Annotated in this window: 13 protein-coding genes; 7 read left to right on the top strand and 6 right to left on the bottom strand. The window is 50.2% G+C overall.

The genetic code is table 11. The features are described 5' to 3' along the window. The first annotated feature begins 132 nt into the window (after positions 1 to 132). On the top strand, positions 133 to 2,286 hold the full coding sequence (locus IQ256_RS16925; RefSeq protein ID WP_193856725.1) for a DNA polymerase III subunit gamma/tau: 2,154 nt from the start codon (positions 133 to 135) through the stop codon (positions 2,284 to 2,286). A gap of 36 nt (positions 2,287 to 2,322) precedes the next feature. Here the strand turns inward: IQ256_RS16925 and pheT are convergent, their stop codons facing one another. Beyond that, positions 2,323 to 4,791, bottom strand: a complete 2,469-nt coding sequence (gene pheT, locus IQ256_RS16920) for a phenylalanine--tRNA ligase subunit beta (RefSeq protein ID WP_193856724.1) — start codon at positions 4,789 to 4,791, stop codon at positions 2,323 to 2,325. Between the two features lie 196 nt (positions 4,792 to 4,987). Between pheT and IQ256_RS16915 the strand changes: the two genes are divergently transcribed. Beyond that, positions 4,988 to 6,526, top strand: coding sequence for a serine/threonine-protein kinase (locus IQ256_RS16915; protein ID WP_193856723.1), 1,539 nt, complete (start codon positions 4,988 to 4,990; stop codon positions 6,524 to 6,526). A gap of 133 nt (positions 6,527 to 6,659) precedes the next feature. Further along, entirely contained in the window at positions 6,660 to 6,878 is a 219-nt protein-coding gene (locus IQ256_RS16910; RefSeq protein ID WP_193856722.1) for a hypothetical protein, read from the top strand. Between the two features lie 121 nt (positions 6,879 to 6,999). On the opposite strand, the gene IQ256_RS16905 is transcribed toward IQ256_RS16910, so the two are convergent. The 4 genes from IQ256_RS16905 to IQ256_RS16890 form a co-directional block, all read right to left on the bottom strand. Continuing rightward, positions 7,000 to 7,752 (bottom strand): tetratricopeptide repeat protein, encoded by a 753-nt coding sequence (locus IQ256_RS16905; RefSeq protein ID WP_193856721.1) that lies wholly within the window; start codon positions 7,750 to 7,752, stop codon positions 7,000 to 7,002. A 511-nt stretch (positions 7,753 to 8,263) separates the two neighbouring features. Then, positions 8,264 to 8,401, bottom strand: coding sequence for a photosystem II reaction center protein K (locus IQ256_RS16900; protein ID WP_193856720.1), 138 nt, complete (start codon positions 8,399 to 8,401; stop codon positions 8,264 to 8,266). A gap of 141 nt (positions 8,402 to 8,542) precedes the next feature. Next, complete coding sequence (tgt, locus tag IQ256_RS16895) at positions 8,543 to 9,721, bottom strand: tRNA guanosine(34) transglycosylase Tgt (RefSeq protein ID WP_228024984.1); 1,179 nt, start codon at positions 9,719 to 9,721, stop codon at positions 8,543 to 8,545. After that, positions 9,718 to 10,164 carry a hypothetical protein gene (locus IQ256_RS16890; RefSeq protein ID WP_193856719.1) on the bottom strand — a complete coding sequence of 149 codons (447 nt, stop codon included), beginning with the start codon at positions 10,162 to 10,164 and terminating at the stop codon, positions 9,718 to 9,720. The genes tgt and IQ256_RS16890 overlap by 4 nt, the downstream gene beginning before the upstream one ends. A gap of 618 nt (positions 10,165 to 10,782) precedes the next feature. Here IQ256_RS16890 and IQ256_RS16885 point away from each other — a divergent pair. The 4 genes from IQ256_RS16885 (at position 10,783) to IQ256_RS16870 (ending at position 14,645) form a co-directional block, all read left to right on the top strand. Next, the gene (locus tag IQ256_RS16885; RefSeq protein ID WP_193856718.1) at positions 10,783 to 12,387 is read left to right on the top strand and encodes a glycosyltransferase family 39 protein; all 1,605 of its coding nucleotides are present in this window, start codon (positions 10,783 to 10,785) and stop codon (positions 12,385 to 12,387) included. A gap of 161 nt (positions 12,388 to 12,548) precedes the next feature. Then, positions 12,549 to 14,018, top strand: coding sequence for a glycogen synthase GlgA (glgA, locus tag IQ256_RS16880; RefSeq protein ID WP_193856717.1), 1,470 nt, complete (start codon positions 12,549 to 12,551; stop codon positions 14,016 to 14,018). 79 nt (positions 14,019 to 14,097) lie between these two features. Further along, positions 14,098 to 14,394 carry a DUF6883 domain-containing protein gene (locus IQ256_RS30460; protein ID WP_193856737.1) on the top strand — a complete coding sequence of 99 codons (297 nt, stop codon included), beginning with the start codon at positions 14,098 to 14,100 and terminating at the stop codon, positions 14,392 to 14,394. Continuing rightward, positions 14,391 to 14,645, top strand: coding sequence for a DUF4926 domain-containing protein (locus tag IQ256_RS16870; protein ID WP_193856716.1), 255 nt, complete (start codon positions 14,391 to 14,393; stop codon positions 14,643 to 14,645). The genes IQ256_RS30460 and IQ256_RS16870 overlap by 4 nt, the downstream gene beginning before the upstream one ends. A 43-nt stretch (positions 14,646 to 14,688) precedes the next feature. Here the strand turns inward: IQ256_RS16870 and eno are convergent. After that, positions 14,689 to 15,550: phosphopyruvate hydratase (gene eno / locus IQ256_RS16865; protein ID WP_193856715.1), on the bottom strand; the 862-nt coding region annotated here is incomplete at its 5' end.

Raw genomic sequence — 15,550 nt, 5'->3', positions numbered from 1 at the left:
ATGGTGAGCGCCTGAAATGATGGATTCTCTTGCACTTTTAAGGCTAGCCGAGTGACGAGCGCGATGGTTTAGACAATCCTTTCGCTGAGACGATATCTTAGTAGCGATAGCCGCACTCAGGGTTAGCCGCGCTTGTACGAACCTCTCCACCATAAGTATCGACCGCAAACGTTTTCTCAGCTAGTAGGGCAAGGCGCGATCGCTGACACGCTTACCCACGCTCTAGAGCAAAATCGGATTGCCCCTGCCTATCTATTTTGCGGTCCTAGAGGCACTGGCAAAACGTCTAGCGCCCGCATCCTAGCCAAATCACTCAACTGTCTGAATGCAGACTCGCCAACGGCTCAGCCCTGTGGACAGTGCGACGTTTGCCAGGCAGTCACCCAAGGGATTGCCCTAGATATAGTCGAAATCGATGCGGCGAGCAATACTGGCGTAGATAATATCCGCGAATTGATCGAGCGGGCTCAGTTTGCCCCTGTGCAGTGCAGATACAAGCTCTATGTGCTCGACGAAGTTCATATGCTGAGTACGGCTGCGTTCAATGCGCTGCTAAAGACGCTAGAAGAGCCGCCCAACAGGGTTGTCTTTGTATTGGCGACAACCGATCCGCAAAGGGTACTGCCAACGATTATCTCCCGCTGCCAAAGGTTTGATTTTCGGCGCATTCCGCTGCTGTCTATGGTCAAACACCTGAGCTATATTGCGGCTGAGGAAGCGATTCAAATGGAACCGTCTGCTATTCAGCTAGTTGCTCAGATTTCTCAGGGCGGATTGCGCGATGCTGAAAGTTTGCTAGATCAGCTGAGCTTGCAGGCCGAGAAAATCACGGTTGAGACGGTTTGGGACTTGGTAGGAGCCGTGCCAGAACGGGATCTGTTGAACTTGGTGCGGGCGATCGCAGCCGATGACAGCACTGCTCTGATAGAGCGGGTTCGACACCTGATGGACAAAGGTAGAGAGCCGCTGATCGTACTGCAGGGCTTAGTCGGATTCTACCGCGATCTATTAATTGCCAAACGCGCTCCCAAACGCGAAGATCTCGTGGCTATCACCTCGCCGACCTGGGTAGAAATGATTCCCTTTGCCAAGAAGCTATCCGCTGCGGCCCTGCTCGCCAGTCAGCAAAAGCTCCAAAGCGCAGAAGTCCAAATCAAAAATACAACCCAGCCGCGACTGTGGTTAGAGATTACGCTGACTGGTCTGCTGCCGAGTGCGCTAGGTGCGGCTGCCAATAGCGCAGTTGCGAATAGTACGGCTGCCAACAGTGAGATTACTAATAGTGCTACTAACGTAGAGAGTACGACGACAAAAGCAGTTGTTAACATTACACCGCCGCCGATCGTACCGCCGTCAGTCGCGCCTACTGCTCAGACTCAAACGCTGCCGTCTTCAGCCTCTCCTTCAGTAAGCCAGCCCCCCGAAACCGTCGCTGCTAGTACCTCTACGCCGCTGGCAGAACCCGCTGTATCGCTGCCTGCCATTCCAACCGAACCCAGTGAGCCAGAGGTAGAACCTGCTGCGCCTACAAGAGTAACGCCTTCAGAGAAACCAGAGCCTTTAGAAAAACCAGCCGCTGTTGCCTTCGGTAATCTAGCCGACTTGTGGAAACAGATTCTAGCTGCATTGCAACCTCGCGGCACCCAAATGTTGATGTCTCAGCAGGGGGTACTGCTCGGCTTTGATGGGGTAGGTGCAAAAGTTGGGTTTCGATCGGCTCCGCTACAAAAAGCAGCCAGAGAACGGGTGCCAAACTTAGAGGCCGCCTTCCAAGCTGTCTTCCAGCGACCAATAAAAATCTCTTTGGAAGTTGTTGCTACGCCAAAACCAACAGAGACCACGACCCCTGCGGCTTCTGGTTCAGCGGCTAGTGCGCCTACTCGACCGCAGCCAGTAACTCCACCATCCAACCAGCCGCCAAACCAAGAGAACAATCAACCGCACAGCCAATCGAACAGACTATCTGACAACAACGCCGATTCGGGAAACAGAAACAGCACAGACATCAAATCGTCCAACAACTTGCAGACGAATACGCCTGATCCCCACGTACCGGTCACGCGACCTTTCAACAGTTCACCTAATCCGAGATTAGATGCGCCGGCTCACGGGCAGTTTCCCGACCAGGACCAAGAGAAGATCAAACGATTTGCTAATTTCTTCAACGGTCAAATTGTCAACTTAGACGATAATGCCGATAGTTCACTACCGAGCTCAAACAAACAAACAGATACCAATCAAAAAGCACCGAAGTCTTCTGATCCGGGCCCTGATGTGCCGTTTTGATCTTAAACTTCGACTCCGCTCAGTTTGCGGCTCTAGTTAGCTTCGTAGACTAACCTTGTAGGTTTTCTCCAACGTGCTACGGATCTTTTGGTGAACAGGGTCGATGTCTTTGTCGGTAAGGTTGCGATCGCTCGCCCGATAAACCAGCCTAAAGGCCAAAGAGCGATCGCCTTCTGGCACTCCTTTACCGCGATATTCGTCAAATAGAGTCACCGATTCTAGTAGCTTGCCGCCCGATTTGTTGATCGCCTTTTGTAAGTCAGTAACAGTCACATCGGTCGAGGCAAAGAATGCCAGATCTCGATCAGACGCTGGATATCTAGAATACGCCTGAAACTTCACGGCCTGAGCGCTCTTGCCAGTCAAACACATTTCTAGCACCGCCCAATCTAGTTCAAAGACATACACAGCCTCTGGCAAGTCTTGCTCACGGCGCAGCTCGGGATGTAGCTGAGCAAAGGTGCCTAGTCGCGTCCGCCCACGTACGAACAACCCCGCTGTGCGTCCAGGATGCAGCCGTTCATCACCCGATTCAGCTCGGTAGTCTACAGAGAGTCCCAGGTTGTCAAACACACACTCTAAGACGCCTTTTGCCTCATACCAAGTCATCGGCGTCTCTTGGTTGCTGTTTACCCAGCGCCCCTGACGAGCATCTCCGCCGACGATTCCTGAAACCTTGATCGACTCGATCGGATCGCCGTCAGGATCGTCATCGGGTTTGTTGAAAACGGTGCCAATTTCAAAAGCGTTGAGCGGCCCGTTGCCCTGATTGATATTTAGCTGAAAAGCCTCAATCAAACCGCCTAGCAAGTCAATTCGCAGCGCTGAGTATTCAGTAAATAAAGGATTAGCGATGACGACTTGCCGCTCGGACTCTGGGCTAGTCAAAGAATAGTGAATCACCTCTGTGAGCCCAGCTCCTCGAAAAGCTGCTCGTAGTCGCCTAGATAGCGCCGCCCCCTGAGAAAGATAGCCCCGTGAGGTCTGACTAGGTAGCGTATTGGCAAAGCGATCGTAGCCATAGAGCCTGGCGACTTCTTCAATCAGATCAATTTCGCGCTCTAGGTCGCGATAGCGGTAGGGCGGAACTTCTACTGTCCAGGTATTCTCGTCGGTGGCAGTTGCCTGACAGCCCAGCTTATTCAACAAAGTTTCAACCGTCGCTTTATCTAGCGCTTTTGTGCTTTCGTTTTCGACTACCTCACCCAAGATTTGATGAATCCGGCTAAGGCGAAGCGAGACTTCTCTAGTCGGTGAGATATTACCGATTTCAGTACGGTCTTTGCCCTGTCCGACTAGGGTCGCTCCGGCAGTTTCGATCAAGAGCTGAAGGGCGCGATCGCGTGCTAATTTCAGCTCGGCTGGGTTGACGCCCCGCTCATAGCGAGCGGAGGCTTCTGTCCGCAGCCCCTGTGACCGAGCCGACCTTCGAATCACTGCCGAGTCAAAATAGGCCGCTTCTAGAAATACTCTTTGGGTGGTATCGATTACTTCTGTCTCCGCCCCACCCATCACGCCTGCTAGAGCAACGGGCGTATCGTTCGCGGTGATTAGCAGTGTTTGTTCGGTTAGTGACCGTTCTTGATCGTCTAGCGTCAGCAATGATTCAGACTCTGTTGCGTAGCGAACACTGACTGCCAGCGAGTCTTTCGCACCTACTGCCATGAGTCTATCTAGATCAAAAGCATGCAGCGGCTGACCCCATTCGAGCAAAACGTAGTTGGTGACATCGACTACGTTATTGATTGCCCGAGTGCCTGCTGCAATCAAGCGCTGCTGTAGCCAAGCCGGAGACGGTCCAATCTCAATGCCCGATAAGACACTGCCCATGTAAATAGGACAGGCTTTGGGATCGCTTAGGGCGATATCTACTTTGTCTAAAGCCGTATCGCTGCCAGGCAAATCCTCAGAAACAGGCAGCTTCAGAGGATTTCCAGTAATAGCTGAAATCTCTCTGGCGATGCCCACCATGCTCAGCGCATCGGCGCGGTTGGCTGTAGAGGTCACATCCAAAACAAAATCATCTAGTCCTAGTAAAGGCCGCACGTCCTGGCCAGCCAAAATCTCTCCCTGTTCAAACCGCTGCTCGTCAAAGATATGAATGCCTTCTGAGTCTTTAGCTAACCCTAGCTCCGCTAAAGAACAGATCATCCCAGCCGAGGCAACGCCTCTAAGCTCACGTGGTTTGATCTTTAGATCTACTTTGGGCAAATAGCTGCCGACCGTAGCGACGGGCACACACATGTTTGCATCGACATTGGCCGCCCCACAGACAATCGTCGAGGCTGGGTCTGCGCCAATATCGACTGTACAGACGCTGAGCTTTTCTGCATTGGGATGAGGCGATCGCGCGATTACCCGGCCTACTACTACGCCGTCTGCCCAACTGCGCCTGTCTTCAATATCTTCGACCTCGAATCCCGCCATCGTCAGGGCTTCAGCTAGTGCCTCTGGCGAAAGGTCAAACTCGACAAGCTCTTTGAGCCAGTTAACAGAAACACGCATTGTGAAATCGACGCTTGGGCGCTTTCTAAAAGGTAAACAGGCTGAGCGGATAGGCTCACACACTTTTTCAAAAAGCATCTGAGGCATTTCTCAAGCTTCAGCCTCGCCCCATGGTACTACGGTTTCTTGCCGAGAACCCTACCTCTCCTGTGGCAGAACGGGCATACTCAAAACACGCCTAGACGCAATCTTTTTAATGACCTACTGCATCACGAACGGCTGCCCTAATCCTAAAAATGACAATGCCGCTCAATTTTGCCAAAGCTGCGGTAGTAAGCTGTGGATACGCGATCGCTATCGGGTTCTAGGTGCCCTGGGGCGAGGTGGCTTTGGGGCGACCTTTCTGGCGCGCGATCAGCTGCTGCCCGGCTGTCCGCCCTGCGTCATCAAGCAGCTTAGGCCCACCACCGATGTACCGAACCTGCTAGACATGGCTCGCGATCTCTTTCAACGGGAAGCCAAAATTCTCGGCAAGATCGGCAACCATCCTCAACTTCCTAGGCTGCTCGACTACTTCGAGATGGACAAGGAATTCTATCTTGTACAGGAATATGTCAGCGGCTCGACCCTGCAAAAGGAGGTCAAAAGATTTGGCCCTTTCACAGAAGTGAGCGTTAAACAGTTTCTCAACGAAATTTTACCGGTCATCCAATATATCCACAGCCACCAGATTATTCACCGCGACATCAAACCCGCCAACTTGATCCGCCGCGAGCAAGACCAGCAGCTAGTCATGATTGACTTTGGTGCAGTCAAAGACAAAGTCAATCAGCCTACCGTCGATCCAACCGATCAGACCACACTTACCGCCTATGCGATCGGCACGCCTGGCTACGCCCCTCCAGAACAAATGGCCATGCGTCCTGTCTATGCGAGCGATCTATATGCCATTGGCGTTACCTGTATCTATTTGCTCACAGGCGTCTCGCCCAAAGATCTTCCCTACAACGCCCAAACTGGCGAGCTTCGCTGGCAAGAGCGCGTTTCTGTCAGTAGCCACTTTAGCCAAGTCTTAGTGAAGATGCTCGATATCTCGGTGCATAATCGCTACCAAATGGCAGAAGAGATCATGCGAGATCTAGATATCGAGCCGCATCTAGACAGCTTGGCTCAAAGCCTATCTTTTGCAACCGCAGGGCAGGCCACTATCGGCCAACAAAACACCCAGTCCGCCGAACGAACATCTGGGAAAACCTCAGGCCGAATATCCCCCTCCGCTCGGATGGCGGCGGCTATTCGAGCTAGGAAAGAACGGCGGGTCAACAGCGGTGCCAACTACAAAGGCGTTGAGCGGCGGCGCAATCGAAAACACACGGCGCAGTCTCTAAAAGACGCCTACGCCAAAGGCCAGCGTGACTTTTCTGATCACATACTTACTCAGCTCGATCTTCATAAACAAACGTTTGCTGAAGCTAGGTTCGCCAAAGCCAACTTGCGAGAAGCGAACCTCACAGGGGCCGATCTTTCGCAGACCCATCTAGGGCAGGCCAATCTGACTAGAGCCAGCCTTAAAAATGCCAAGCTAGCGGGTGCTCATCTGGTTTATGCCAACTTAGAAGGGGCCGATTTGCGAGGCGCTAATCTTAACCGGGCAAATTTGGGCTCCGCTAAGCTAGATGGCGCTAATCTTTGCGGTGCCGATTTGACAGGGGCCACCCTCAGCGAAGCTCAGCTAGACACGGCGCTGACTAACTGGGCAACTATTCATGTCAACGGTCGACGAAGTCTGCTTTAGCGTCTATCAGGTTGGCTAGGATAGTCACGTCGGCTAAAACCGATATAAAGCAACGATCAACTTGGCTACATAGCAAATTCCTGACTTAGACCGCTACACTAGCTCTAGTAGCCTTAGTAGGAAAGTTTTGACTATGTTTGTTGATGAGCTGACCCCATTTGTAAGAGAGCTTGCCCGGCAGCCTGTGGCCTTTTGCGGTGGCTTTTTCTCCGGTCTATTTCGGTTGGATCTAACAGAAGATCCAGTCAGAAGCTGGCTGAATAAGCAAGGGGCGGTGCCTACCGCTAACGACACGGCGGGCGGCATCAACTCCTCTAATCCAAAGGGGCCGCAGTCAATTGATATTGACTAGATCCAGATCGCAGCTCTTCTAGATATTTTTAGTAGATTAACGGGCACTGACTGAGCAGCCGCTTGAGCTACCAGAGATATAACTTTTGCCAGCAGCGCAATATAGGGACAGATGACCCTTGCTAGATGGCGTTTAGGCTATTCGTCCAGCTCCGCACTTTTCGGATAACTTTTGCTGGATTGCCAATATCTTCAAGGCTGCTATCTGCTGCTAGACGGCAGGCCGTTGTATAGTCTGCGATCGCTTGATTCCAGTGGCCTCGCAGATGATGGGTTCGGCCCTTTTCTGCGTAGAGAAAGGCACTTTGGGGTCGAAAGAACAGAGCGATATCTAGGCACGCCAAGGCTTCTTCGTAGTCACCGATTTCTCTGAAGGTGATCGCCTGGTTGAGCCGGGCTCGAATGTTCAAGGGATTAAGATCGATCGCCTGGTCGTAATCGGCGATCGCATTTGGCCAATTGTGGGCGATCGCATGTAGATTAGCCCGGTTATTGTAGGCTTTATCGAGCTTTGGGTTTAGATCTACAGCCCGGTTGTAATCAGCTAACGCCTCGTCATAGCGCTGTAGGTGGCTATGCATTAGCCCCCGGTTCACAAAGTGATTAGGGTTAGCTGGTTCGCGGACTATGAGTCGATCGAGGATTTTGATGGCAGCAGCGTGACGGCTCAGACTAGCTTCATTTCGAGCTTGCTTTCGCAGCAGTAAATTAGTATCTGCAAAAGATAGCCAGCTATCGGGATTGTTCCAATGGGTAGACTGCGCTAGCTTTTGGTCGCAATTGGTCTGATCAGCCGTCCGATGAACTGTAGAGGGAAGAGATCTCAGCTTTGATCGATAGTTAGATTTGGATCGAAAGGCATATGGATATTTCATTGACTGGGTCTCCTGAGATTTTATAGCGTCGACTGGAATACCCTTTAAACCCGTGTAGAACTGATATCTAATGATTTAAAGACGGCTCGATTAAAACGGTTTCATTAAGATGTGGCCTTCAAAGCGCACAGGCATTATCCGACTTGGCAACATATCTAGTTGACTTGCTTAGACAATTGACTGTAATAGTCCCATGAACCTATATGAATACAAACCGGGAAAGAACGTAGAGATAACGCCACTGCCTTGTAAATAAAATTGATATGTACGTGGAGGTACTAGTAAAAGACGGCTAGCGGTACAGCCCCCATCACCACCTTGCTGCCCAAACTATAAGAAATTATTCGGAGGCTATAGATACGCCGATAGCAAGCAGCCAAAAGGGACAACCCTGCATTTGCAAGATCGCCCCTTTTTGTTTACCTATGTTTGACTAACTGTTCACTCAGCTAATGAGTTAAGTGAGTGAGACTAGCCGCCAATCATCAGCCACTAACCATCAAGTTCAGATCTATCTAAATCCAACAGAAGCCTGCCATACAAACGCTAGTAGCAAAAAGAAAATAGGCAGAATCGGCAAAACGTCGATCAGGGGGCCAAAAGCGCGGTAGGCTTCGGGTAGCTCTGCTACCAGCATTGCAACATCCATATGCCTAATATCTCCAAGTACTTGTGTAATATTGACGATATTTTATCACGATATGTGGGGCTGCTTTACCACAGCTAGTCAAGTAGTCAAGTTCATACTTCTGAAGAGATTCACGTTAGCTTAAGACGAAGAAAGTAGACTTCAGCGGAGCCAATGCGCGAACTCGGTAGCAAAGCGACCTTGCATAATAGCGCTGCGAATCGTGGTGGTAAATCTAATTAGCTCGGTAATGTTGTGAATAGAGATAAGTGTGTAGGCCAGCATCTCTTTAGCGTGGATCAGATGGCAAAGATAGGCTCTTGTAAAGTTTTGGCAGGTATAGCAAGGGCAATCTGCATCTACTGGGGTTAGATCTCGGCGAAACCGAGCGTTCTTCAAATTCCATCTATCCCCTTTTACCAGCGCTGCGCCATGACGGGCCAGTCTGGTTGGGATGACACAGTCAAATAGATCGATGCCCGCTGCGATCGCCTGAGCCATTTCTCTATATGTGCCTACACCCATCAGATAGCGCGGCCTATCTTCTGGCAGCAGTGGAGTCGTTGCTTGCACAATTTTTTCAATCAGCTCGGGCGGCTCACCGACACTGACCCCACCAATTGCATAGCCTGGTAAATCAAGCGCTGCCAACTCTTCAGCCGCTGCAGCTCTTAAATCTAAATGGGTACCCCCTTGCACAATGCCAAACAGCGCCTGATCCGATCGCTCATGAGCATTAATACAGCGCTTTAGCCAGCGATAGGTCCGATCGGTCGCGTCAACCACTGCCTCTCTAGTCGCAGGATAGGGCGGACATTCGTCAAAGGCCATAATCACATCAGCACCTAACGCATTCTGAATTTCTATAGAGCGCTCTGGCGGCATTTCAATCATGCGACCATCACGGGGCGATCGAAAGGTGGCACCCTCGTCAGTTACCGTTCGCATTTTACTGAGGCTAAAGACCTGAAAGCCACCTGAATCAGTCAGCATAGGTCCATCCCAATTCATGAACCGATGGAGGCCACCCGCTTCGGCCACTAGATCTTCACCCGGCTGCAAGTGTAGGTGATAGGTATTGGCCAGCACCATCTCTGCATTACACGCCTTGAGCTGGGCGGGTGTGACTGTTTTGACATTGGCAAGCGTGCCAACTGGCATAAACCTAGGCGTGTGAACAGGGCCATGAGGCGTATGAAACACGCCAGCACGGGCTTTGGTATGGTCACAGATAGCCTGTAGCTGATAGGTAAATGCCCTAGCACTAGAAGCATTAGGGTCAGGAGTTTTTGAATTGGAGCGTTCAGGCGAGCTAGAACTGCTATCTATCGGCGCTATCAATGGAAGTTGTTCCGCTCGTCATCGATCGAGGCATCCCAGCTAGCAGACAGCGCTTCAGTGACAATAGCTTCTAGAGCAGCAACGTCAATCTCACGGCTATCGCAATCATTAGAGACGATAGAAACTGGAGTCAGACAAAGACAGCGGTTGTCTTGAACAAGCGCAAAGCTAGTGTCGTCTCCAGAGCGCACTATCTCCATGTAGTCAAAGCTGTGGACGTTGAGATATAGGCTGTGGTTAGCTACGAGCGTCGCACTATGAGGATCGGCGAAAGCTTCCATAATGCAGCCTTCACCAGTGCTGATAATTTCGTTGTCTCGACGATTGATGTAGCGGACGTGGCGAAGATCTTTTAGCAGGCGAAGCATATCTGCTTTACGAACGACGATGCCGTTATCGATAATGCACGGTGCCGGAAAATTAATGGAGGAATTGTGGTTCATTGGAGAGGCTTCACTGAGGCCGGTAATCAGCTCGATTAAGCGGAGTAATTGTGAAGAAGATCCTCACAATCCGAGAATACATCCTAACAGTAATCGAATTTTTGAAGATTGCAATATGCGATATGCAGGATCTTGGATTACTTTATCCAAAGATTGCATCTTTATCTTCTAATAACTAATCTATCCTCACAAAATATGCGCCAGATCACTGATTCATAAAGTGATTGGATCAGGTAAGACCTATAAGCTGAGCAGTCTTATTCTGATGATAATCCTGACAACAGTCTTAGTAAAACGTAAACGCCTAAACCCTGGTGGCACTATCCTCAGATACAACAGAGCCAGCTAACGTGCAAAAGCGGTTTGTTTTGCTTGTAGTGTCCTGTCTATATGAGCGGGCTAGCGATCGCTAGAAAGGGTAAACGACAGTATCTTTTTTATTTTTCTAGGAGATATTTCACGAAAGGGATTCTACCAAGAAATGACTTCTTTGGTAGTCAGAAGATACGTTGGCAAAGCGTCGTGAAGCCAAGCTGCAGTGACTCGACTGAAAGCCACTCTAGCGAGCGATAGCATGCTTACCCTGAACTGACATTGATCTTAAGAGAGTTAGATATTTTGAAAATCATTGGATGCCATACAAAGGCGCAGAAAGAGAGGGTTGTTAAGCGATCAGAGCTCAAAAAGCTGGCTTTAGAGCTGCTGCTGCTAACGCTGCTAACGCTGCTTTGCCGAGTGCCATTTTTCTTCAAATCGGTAATTAACTGGGACGAGAGCACCTTCATCCTCATCGGCCAGTCGCTTTTGGATGGGCATTTGCCCTACACGCAGCTTTGGGATCTCAAGCCGCCATTTCTGTTTGGTTTTTTCTCACTGGCCATTCTGCTGTTTGGTAAAACGATTGCTTCGATTCGGTTTGCTGGGGCGCTAGTGGTGGCGCTAACCGCTTTTGGCGTGAATCGCATTACGCAGCGACTATGGACCGTTCGAGCTGGGTGGATAGCCGCTGTTCTATTCGTTTTGATGATGTCGGTGATGACGGGGGGGCAGCCGGTTATGAGCGAACACCCTGCTATCTTGCTGTTGACTCTAGCGCTTTGGCTACTAGTAGCGCAGGGGGTAACGACAGCAGCTTTGTTTTACAGCGGTTTGTTGATCTCGGCTGCGACAATGATGCGACTGAATCTGGTCTACGTCGCTATCGGAGTTGGCCTCTATCTATTGGCATCGGGCCTCCTAATGCCGACAGGACATAGACAGCCGCTAGGCCAGCAGGTTCGCAATCTCTGTGCCTACAGTTTGGGCTGTATCATTCCAGTCTTCTCAGGGTTTATACCTTACTGGATGGCAAGCATACCGCAGGTGTGGTGGACTTCGGTGGTGGTGTCGTCTTTCTATCGAGCTAATGTTGGATTGGAAGGCTACGAAGTGGCTGTGGCTTTTTCGCATCGGATATTGGTTTATTTGTGGAGCTGGCATGGGTTTGGTCTACAGATCCTGTTCTGGCTGGGCGCGATCGCTGGTGTCAGGCTAGTTCTAAAGCGTCGAACGCAGCTACAGCCGCAGCAAAAGTTTGGCTGGGCGCTGGTAATTACTTTTATCTTTACTATCCAGTTTTCTATTTTGGGCAGCGGCTCGGACCATTCACACTACCTGATTCAGCTAGTTCCTTTCTTGGCTATCTTCTCAGGCAGCTTCGTCGAGCAGGTGATCAAGCAGAGTCGGCGCGTCTTTGCTGTAGTTGTGCTGCTGCTTTGCTTAGGAACCTATCCGGTTTTGAGCCAATACGCCACGATTACGCATAGCTGGCTGATAGGTGCGCCGATAGACCCTTCTCCTGCTAGAGCGATCGCCAACTATCTACTCGCTCAGGGTCTTGAAGATCGCTCGATCTACATGATGGATCAACATATTGCCTATTGGTATCTGGGCACCTATCCGCTTATCCGCTCGACAGCGCACCCTTCAACGATTGGTAAAGACTACCTGCTCCAAATTTTGTATGGCCCCGACTGGTCTAGTCCTCGTGAGATGAAACGGCTATTAGATCTAGAACCTGACATAATTGTCCAGCAAGACGATCCTTTTTACTTTAGAGACCAGCCTAAGACAGTTGAGATCTTAGAAACAGCGCTCGATCAGGACTACACTTTCATTCACGAGGTCAAAGGAACCAAAATCTACGTACAAAAAGGCTTGCAGGCGGCAGAGAACAAACCGTAGCAGTCCTCCCATTCCCTAGTGAGAATGTGAGGAACCAGCATACTTCCTAGAAAAATATTCTATTAAAAAGGATCTGTCGCTCACCTCTCGAAATTCCGCCCCATATCTGCTTATATATCCGTATACGTAAACTTTCATAACAAGGATTCTAGGGAGTTCCTATGTACATAGTGCAGATTGCCTCTGAATGCGCGCCAGTAATTAAAGCGGGCGGTCTGGGCGACGTGGTTTACGGTCTTAGCAGTGAGTTAGAACGACAAGATCATTGCGTAGAGATCATTCTGCCGAAGTATGACTGCATGCGCTACGACCACGTCTGGGGTATGCACGAAGCCTACCGCGACCTCTCTGTGCCTTGGTACGACGGCAAAATCCACTGTTCTGTCCAGTGCGGCTGGGTTCACGGACGTCTGTGCTTTTTTATTGAACCGCATTCAGGCGATCGCTTCTTCGATCGGGGCAAAGTCTACGGTGACTGGGACGATCAGATTCGCTTCGCCTTCTTTAGCAAAGCCGCTCTAGAGTTCCTGCTAAAAAGCAACAAGCGCCCTGACATCATTCACTGCCACGACTGGCAAACCGGACTCATCCCGGTGATGCTCTTCGAGATGTACCAGCATCACGGCATGGAAAGGCAGCGTGTCTGCTACACCATTCATAACTTCAAGCATCAGGGCACCTGGGGCGTAGACATTCTCAAAGCTACTGGACTCAACCGCGCCGAATACTACTTCAACGCCGCTCGCCTGCTAGATAGCGGCAATCCTTTTGCCATCAACTTTATGAAAGGTGGCATTGTCTATTCCAACTATGTCAACACGGTATCGCCACATCACGCTTGGGAAGCGCGCTTTACAGATATTGGCTGTGGTTTGCAGTCAACCCTAGCCGCGCATCAAGACAAGTTTGGCGGCATCTTGAATGGCATCGAATATACAATTTGGGATCCGGAAATCGATAGCAAGATTCCAGTCAACTACTCTATCGAAGATTTTGAAAACAAGGCTTTGGTCAAAAAGGCACTCAGAGAAAAGCTGTTGCTCGCAGCCTATGACAAACCTATTGTTGCTTTTATTGGCCGGTTAGATCAGCAGAAGGGCATGCACCAGGTACATCACGCGCTCTATTACTGTCTAGAACAGAGCGCACAGTTTGTCATGCTGGGGTCTGCAACCGAGCAGGCAATCAACGATTGGTTCTGGCATGAGAAAACCTTTTTGAATGACAACGTAGACTGCCATTTGGAAATCGGCTTCTACGAAGAGCTAGCCCATTTGATCTACGCCGCAGCAGATATCATCATCGTCCCGAGCAACTATGAGCCCTGTGGTCTAACGCAGATTATCAGCTTGAAATACGGCACGGTGCCTGTAGTACGCGGTGTAGGTGGTCTGGTCAATACCGTTTTTGACTGGGATTATGACGAGCGACCTAAAGAAGATCGTAACGGCTTTGTATTCTACGAGAATGACAATATCGCCCTAGAGTCAGCGCTAGGCCGCGCCTTTGATCTGTATCGAAACGAGCCAGCGCTGTTTGAAAAGCTAGCAAAGCAGGGAATGCGCTGTGACTATTCCTGGAAAAAACCGTGTGAGCATTACCTAAAAGCGTACGAATTCATTCGGGCGTAAGTAGCCTAAAGACTCGTCCGTAGTCAGGCGGCAAAGCATAGAGAAACTCAACTGATGAGAATTCAAGGAAAATGTCTATATTCCCGTCGCGAAACTCAGTAATTATCTGCTGATTTACCGGGATCAAGACGACAAATCTAAGTTTCTGGCTCAAGCTGGCTTTACTCAAACTAATCCCGAACAACTCGAAGCGGCATTACTACAGTTGGTTCAAGCCTATGATGCGATCGCCGACCAGCAAAACAAATACGGTACGTTCTATCGTGTTGAAGGAGACCTTATAGGCAGTAGTGGCACTCTAGCCGTCGTGACTGTCTGGCTCGAACGAACCTACGATGGAGCTATTCAATTCATCACTTTAAAGCCCAAAAAATGAATACTTTTTCAATTGAACTCTACAGTCGAATTTCTCTCAGCCGAGACATTCCAGAATACAACCTTAAAGCAGGTGATATTGCTACCTTCATTGATACGGTGCCCGACCCTGAGGGCATCGAAGAAGGCTGTGTTCTTGAAATTTTTAACGTACTAGGTGAGTCAATCGATACTGTAATCGTTCCTAAATCTGCGCTCTCTCCGCTTCAGTCTACTGAAATCCCTACCGTTCGTTCCCTCAGTCAAGTTTGAAGCCACAGGGCAGGCGATCGCATCCGCCAATTGCGGCGTTGACCTATCTAGGCCCCATGCCAATCGTCCCAGCATACACAGCCTGGTCGCCTAGCTCGTCTTCAATCCGCAAGAGCTGATTGTATTTCGCTACGCGCTCACTCCGACAGAGTGAACCTGTTTTAATCTGGCCCGCCCGAGTGGCTACAGCCAAATCTGCAATCGTGGTGTCTTCGGTTTCGCCAGAGCGATGGCTAATTACGCAGTTGAACTGGTTGCGCTTGGCTAGATCAATCGCTTCTAGGGTCTCTGTCAAGGTGCCAATTTGATTAAGCTTTACTAGCAAAGCATTAGCAGACGCCTGCTCAATGCCTTTTTGCAGGCGAGTTGGATTAGTGACAAAGAGATCGTCTCCGACTAACTGGACTTTGTTGCCGATACGCTCGGTCAAGGTTTTCCAGCTTTCCCAGTCATCTTCATGCAGGCCGTCCTCAATTGAGACGATTGGATAGTTACTCGCTAGCCCTTCTAGATAGCTGATCATCTCGGCTGGAGAGTGAGCGGCACCGTCGTAGGTGTATTCGCCATCTTTGTACATCTCGCTAGCCGCCACGTCTAGGGCGAGGGCTACTTGCTCACCGGGGATGTAGCCTGCTTCGGAGATGGCAGACATCAGCAGATCGAGTGCTTCTTGATTAGAACCGAGGTTTGGTGCGAAGCCACCTTCATCGCCTACGCCAGTTAGCAATCCTTTAGCCGTTAGGACTTTGCTGAGCTGAGCGAAGATTTCTGCGCCCCAACGCAAGGCTTCACGGAAGCTGCTAGCGCCAACGGGCATGATCATGAATTCTTGGATATCGACGTTGTTGTTGGCATGTTCGCCGCCGTTGATCACGTTCATCATCGGGATCGGTAAGACATTTGCT

This window comes from cf. Phormidesmis sp. LEGE 11477, from assembly GCF_015207105.1.
Taxonomy (GTDB): Bacteria; Cyanobacteriota; Cyanobacteriia; order Phormidesmidales; family Phormidesmidaceae; genus Phormidesmis.
The sequence above is the reverse complement of the archived record's forward strand: the minus strand, read 5'-3'. Positions and strand labels throughout refer to the sequence as shown.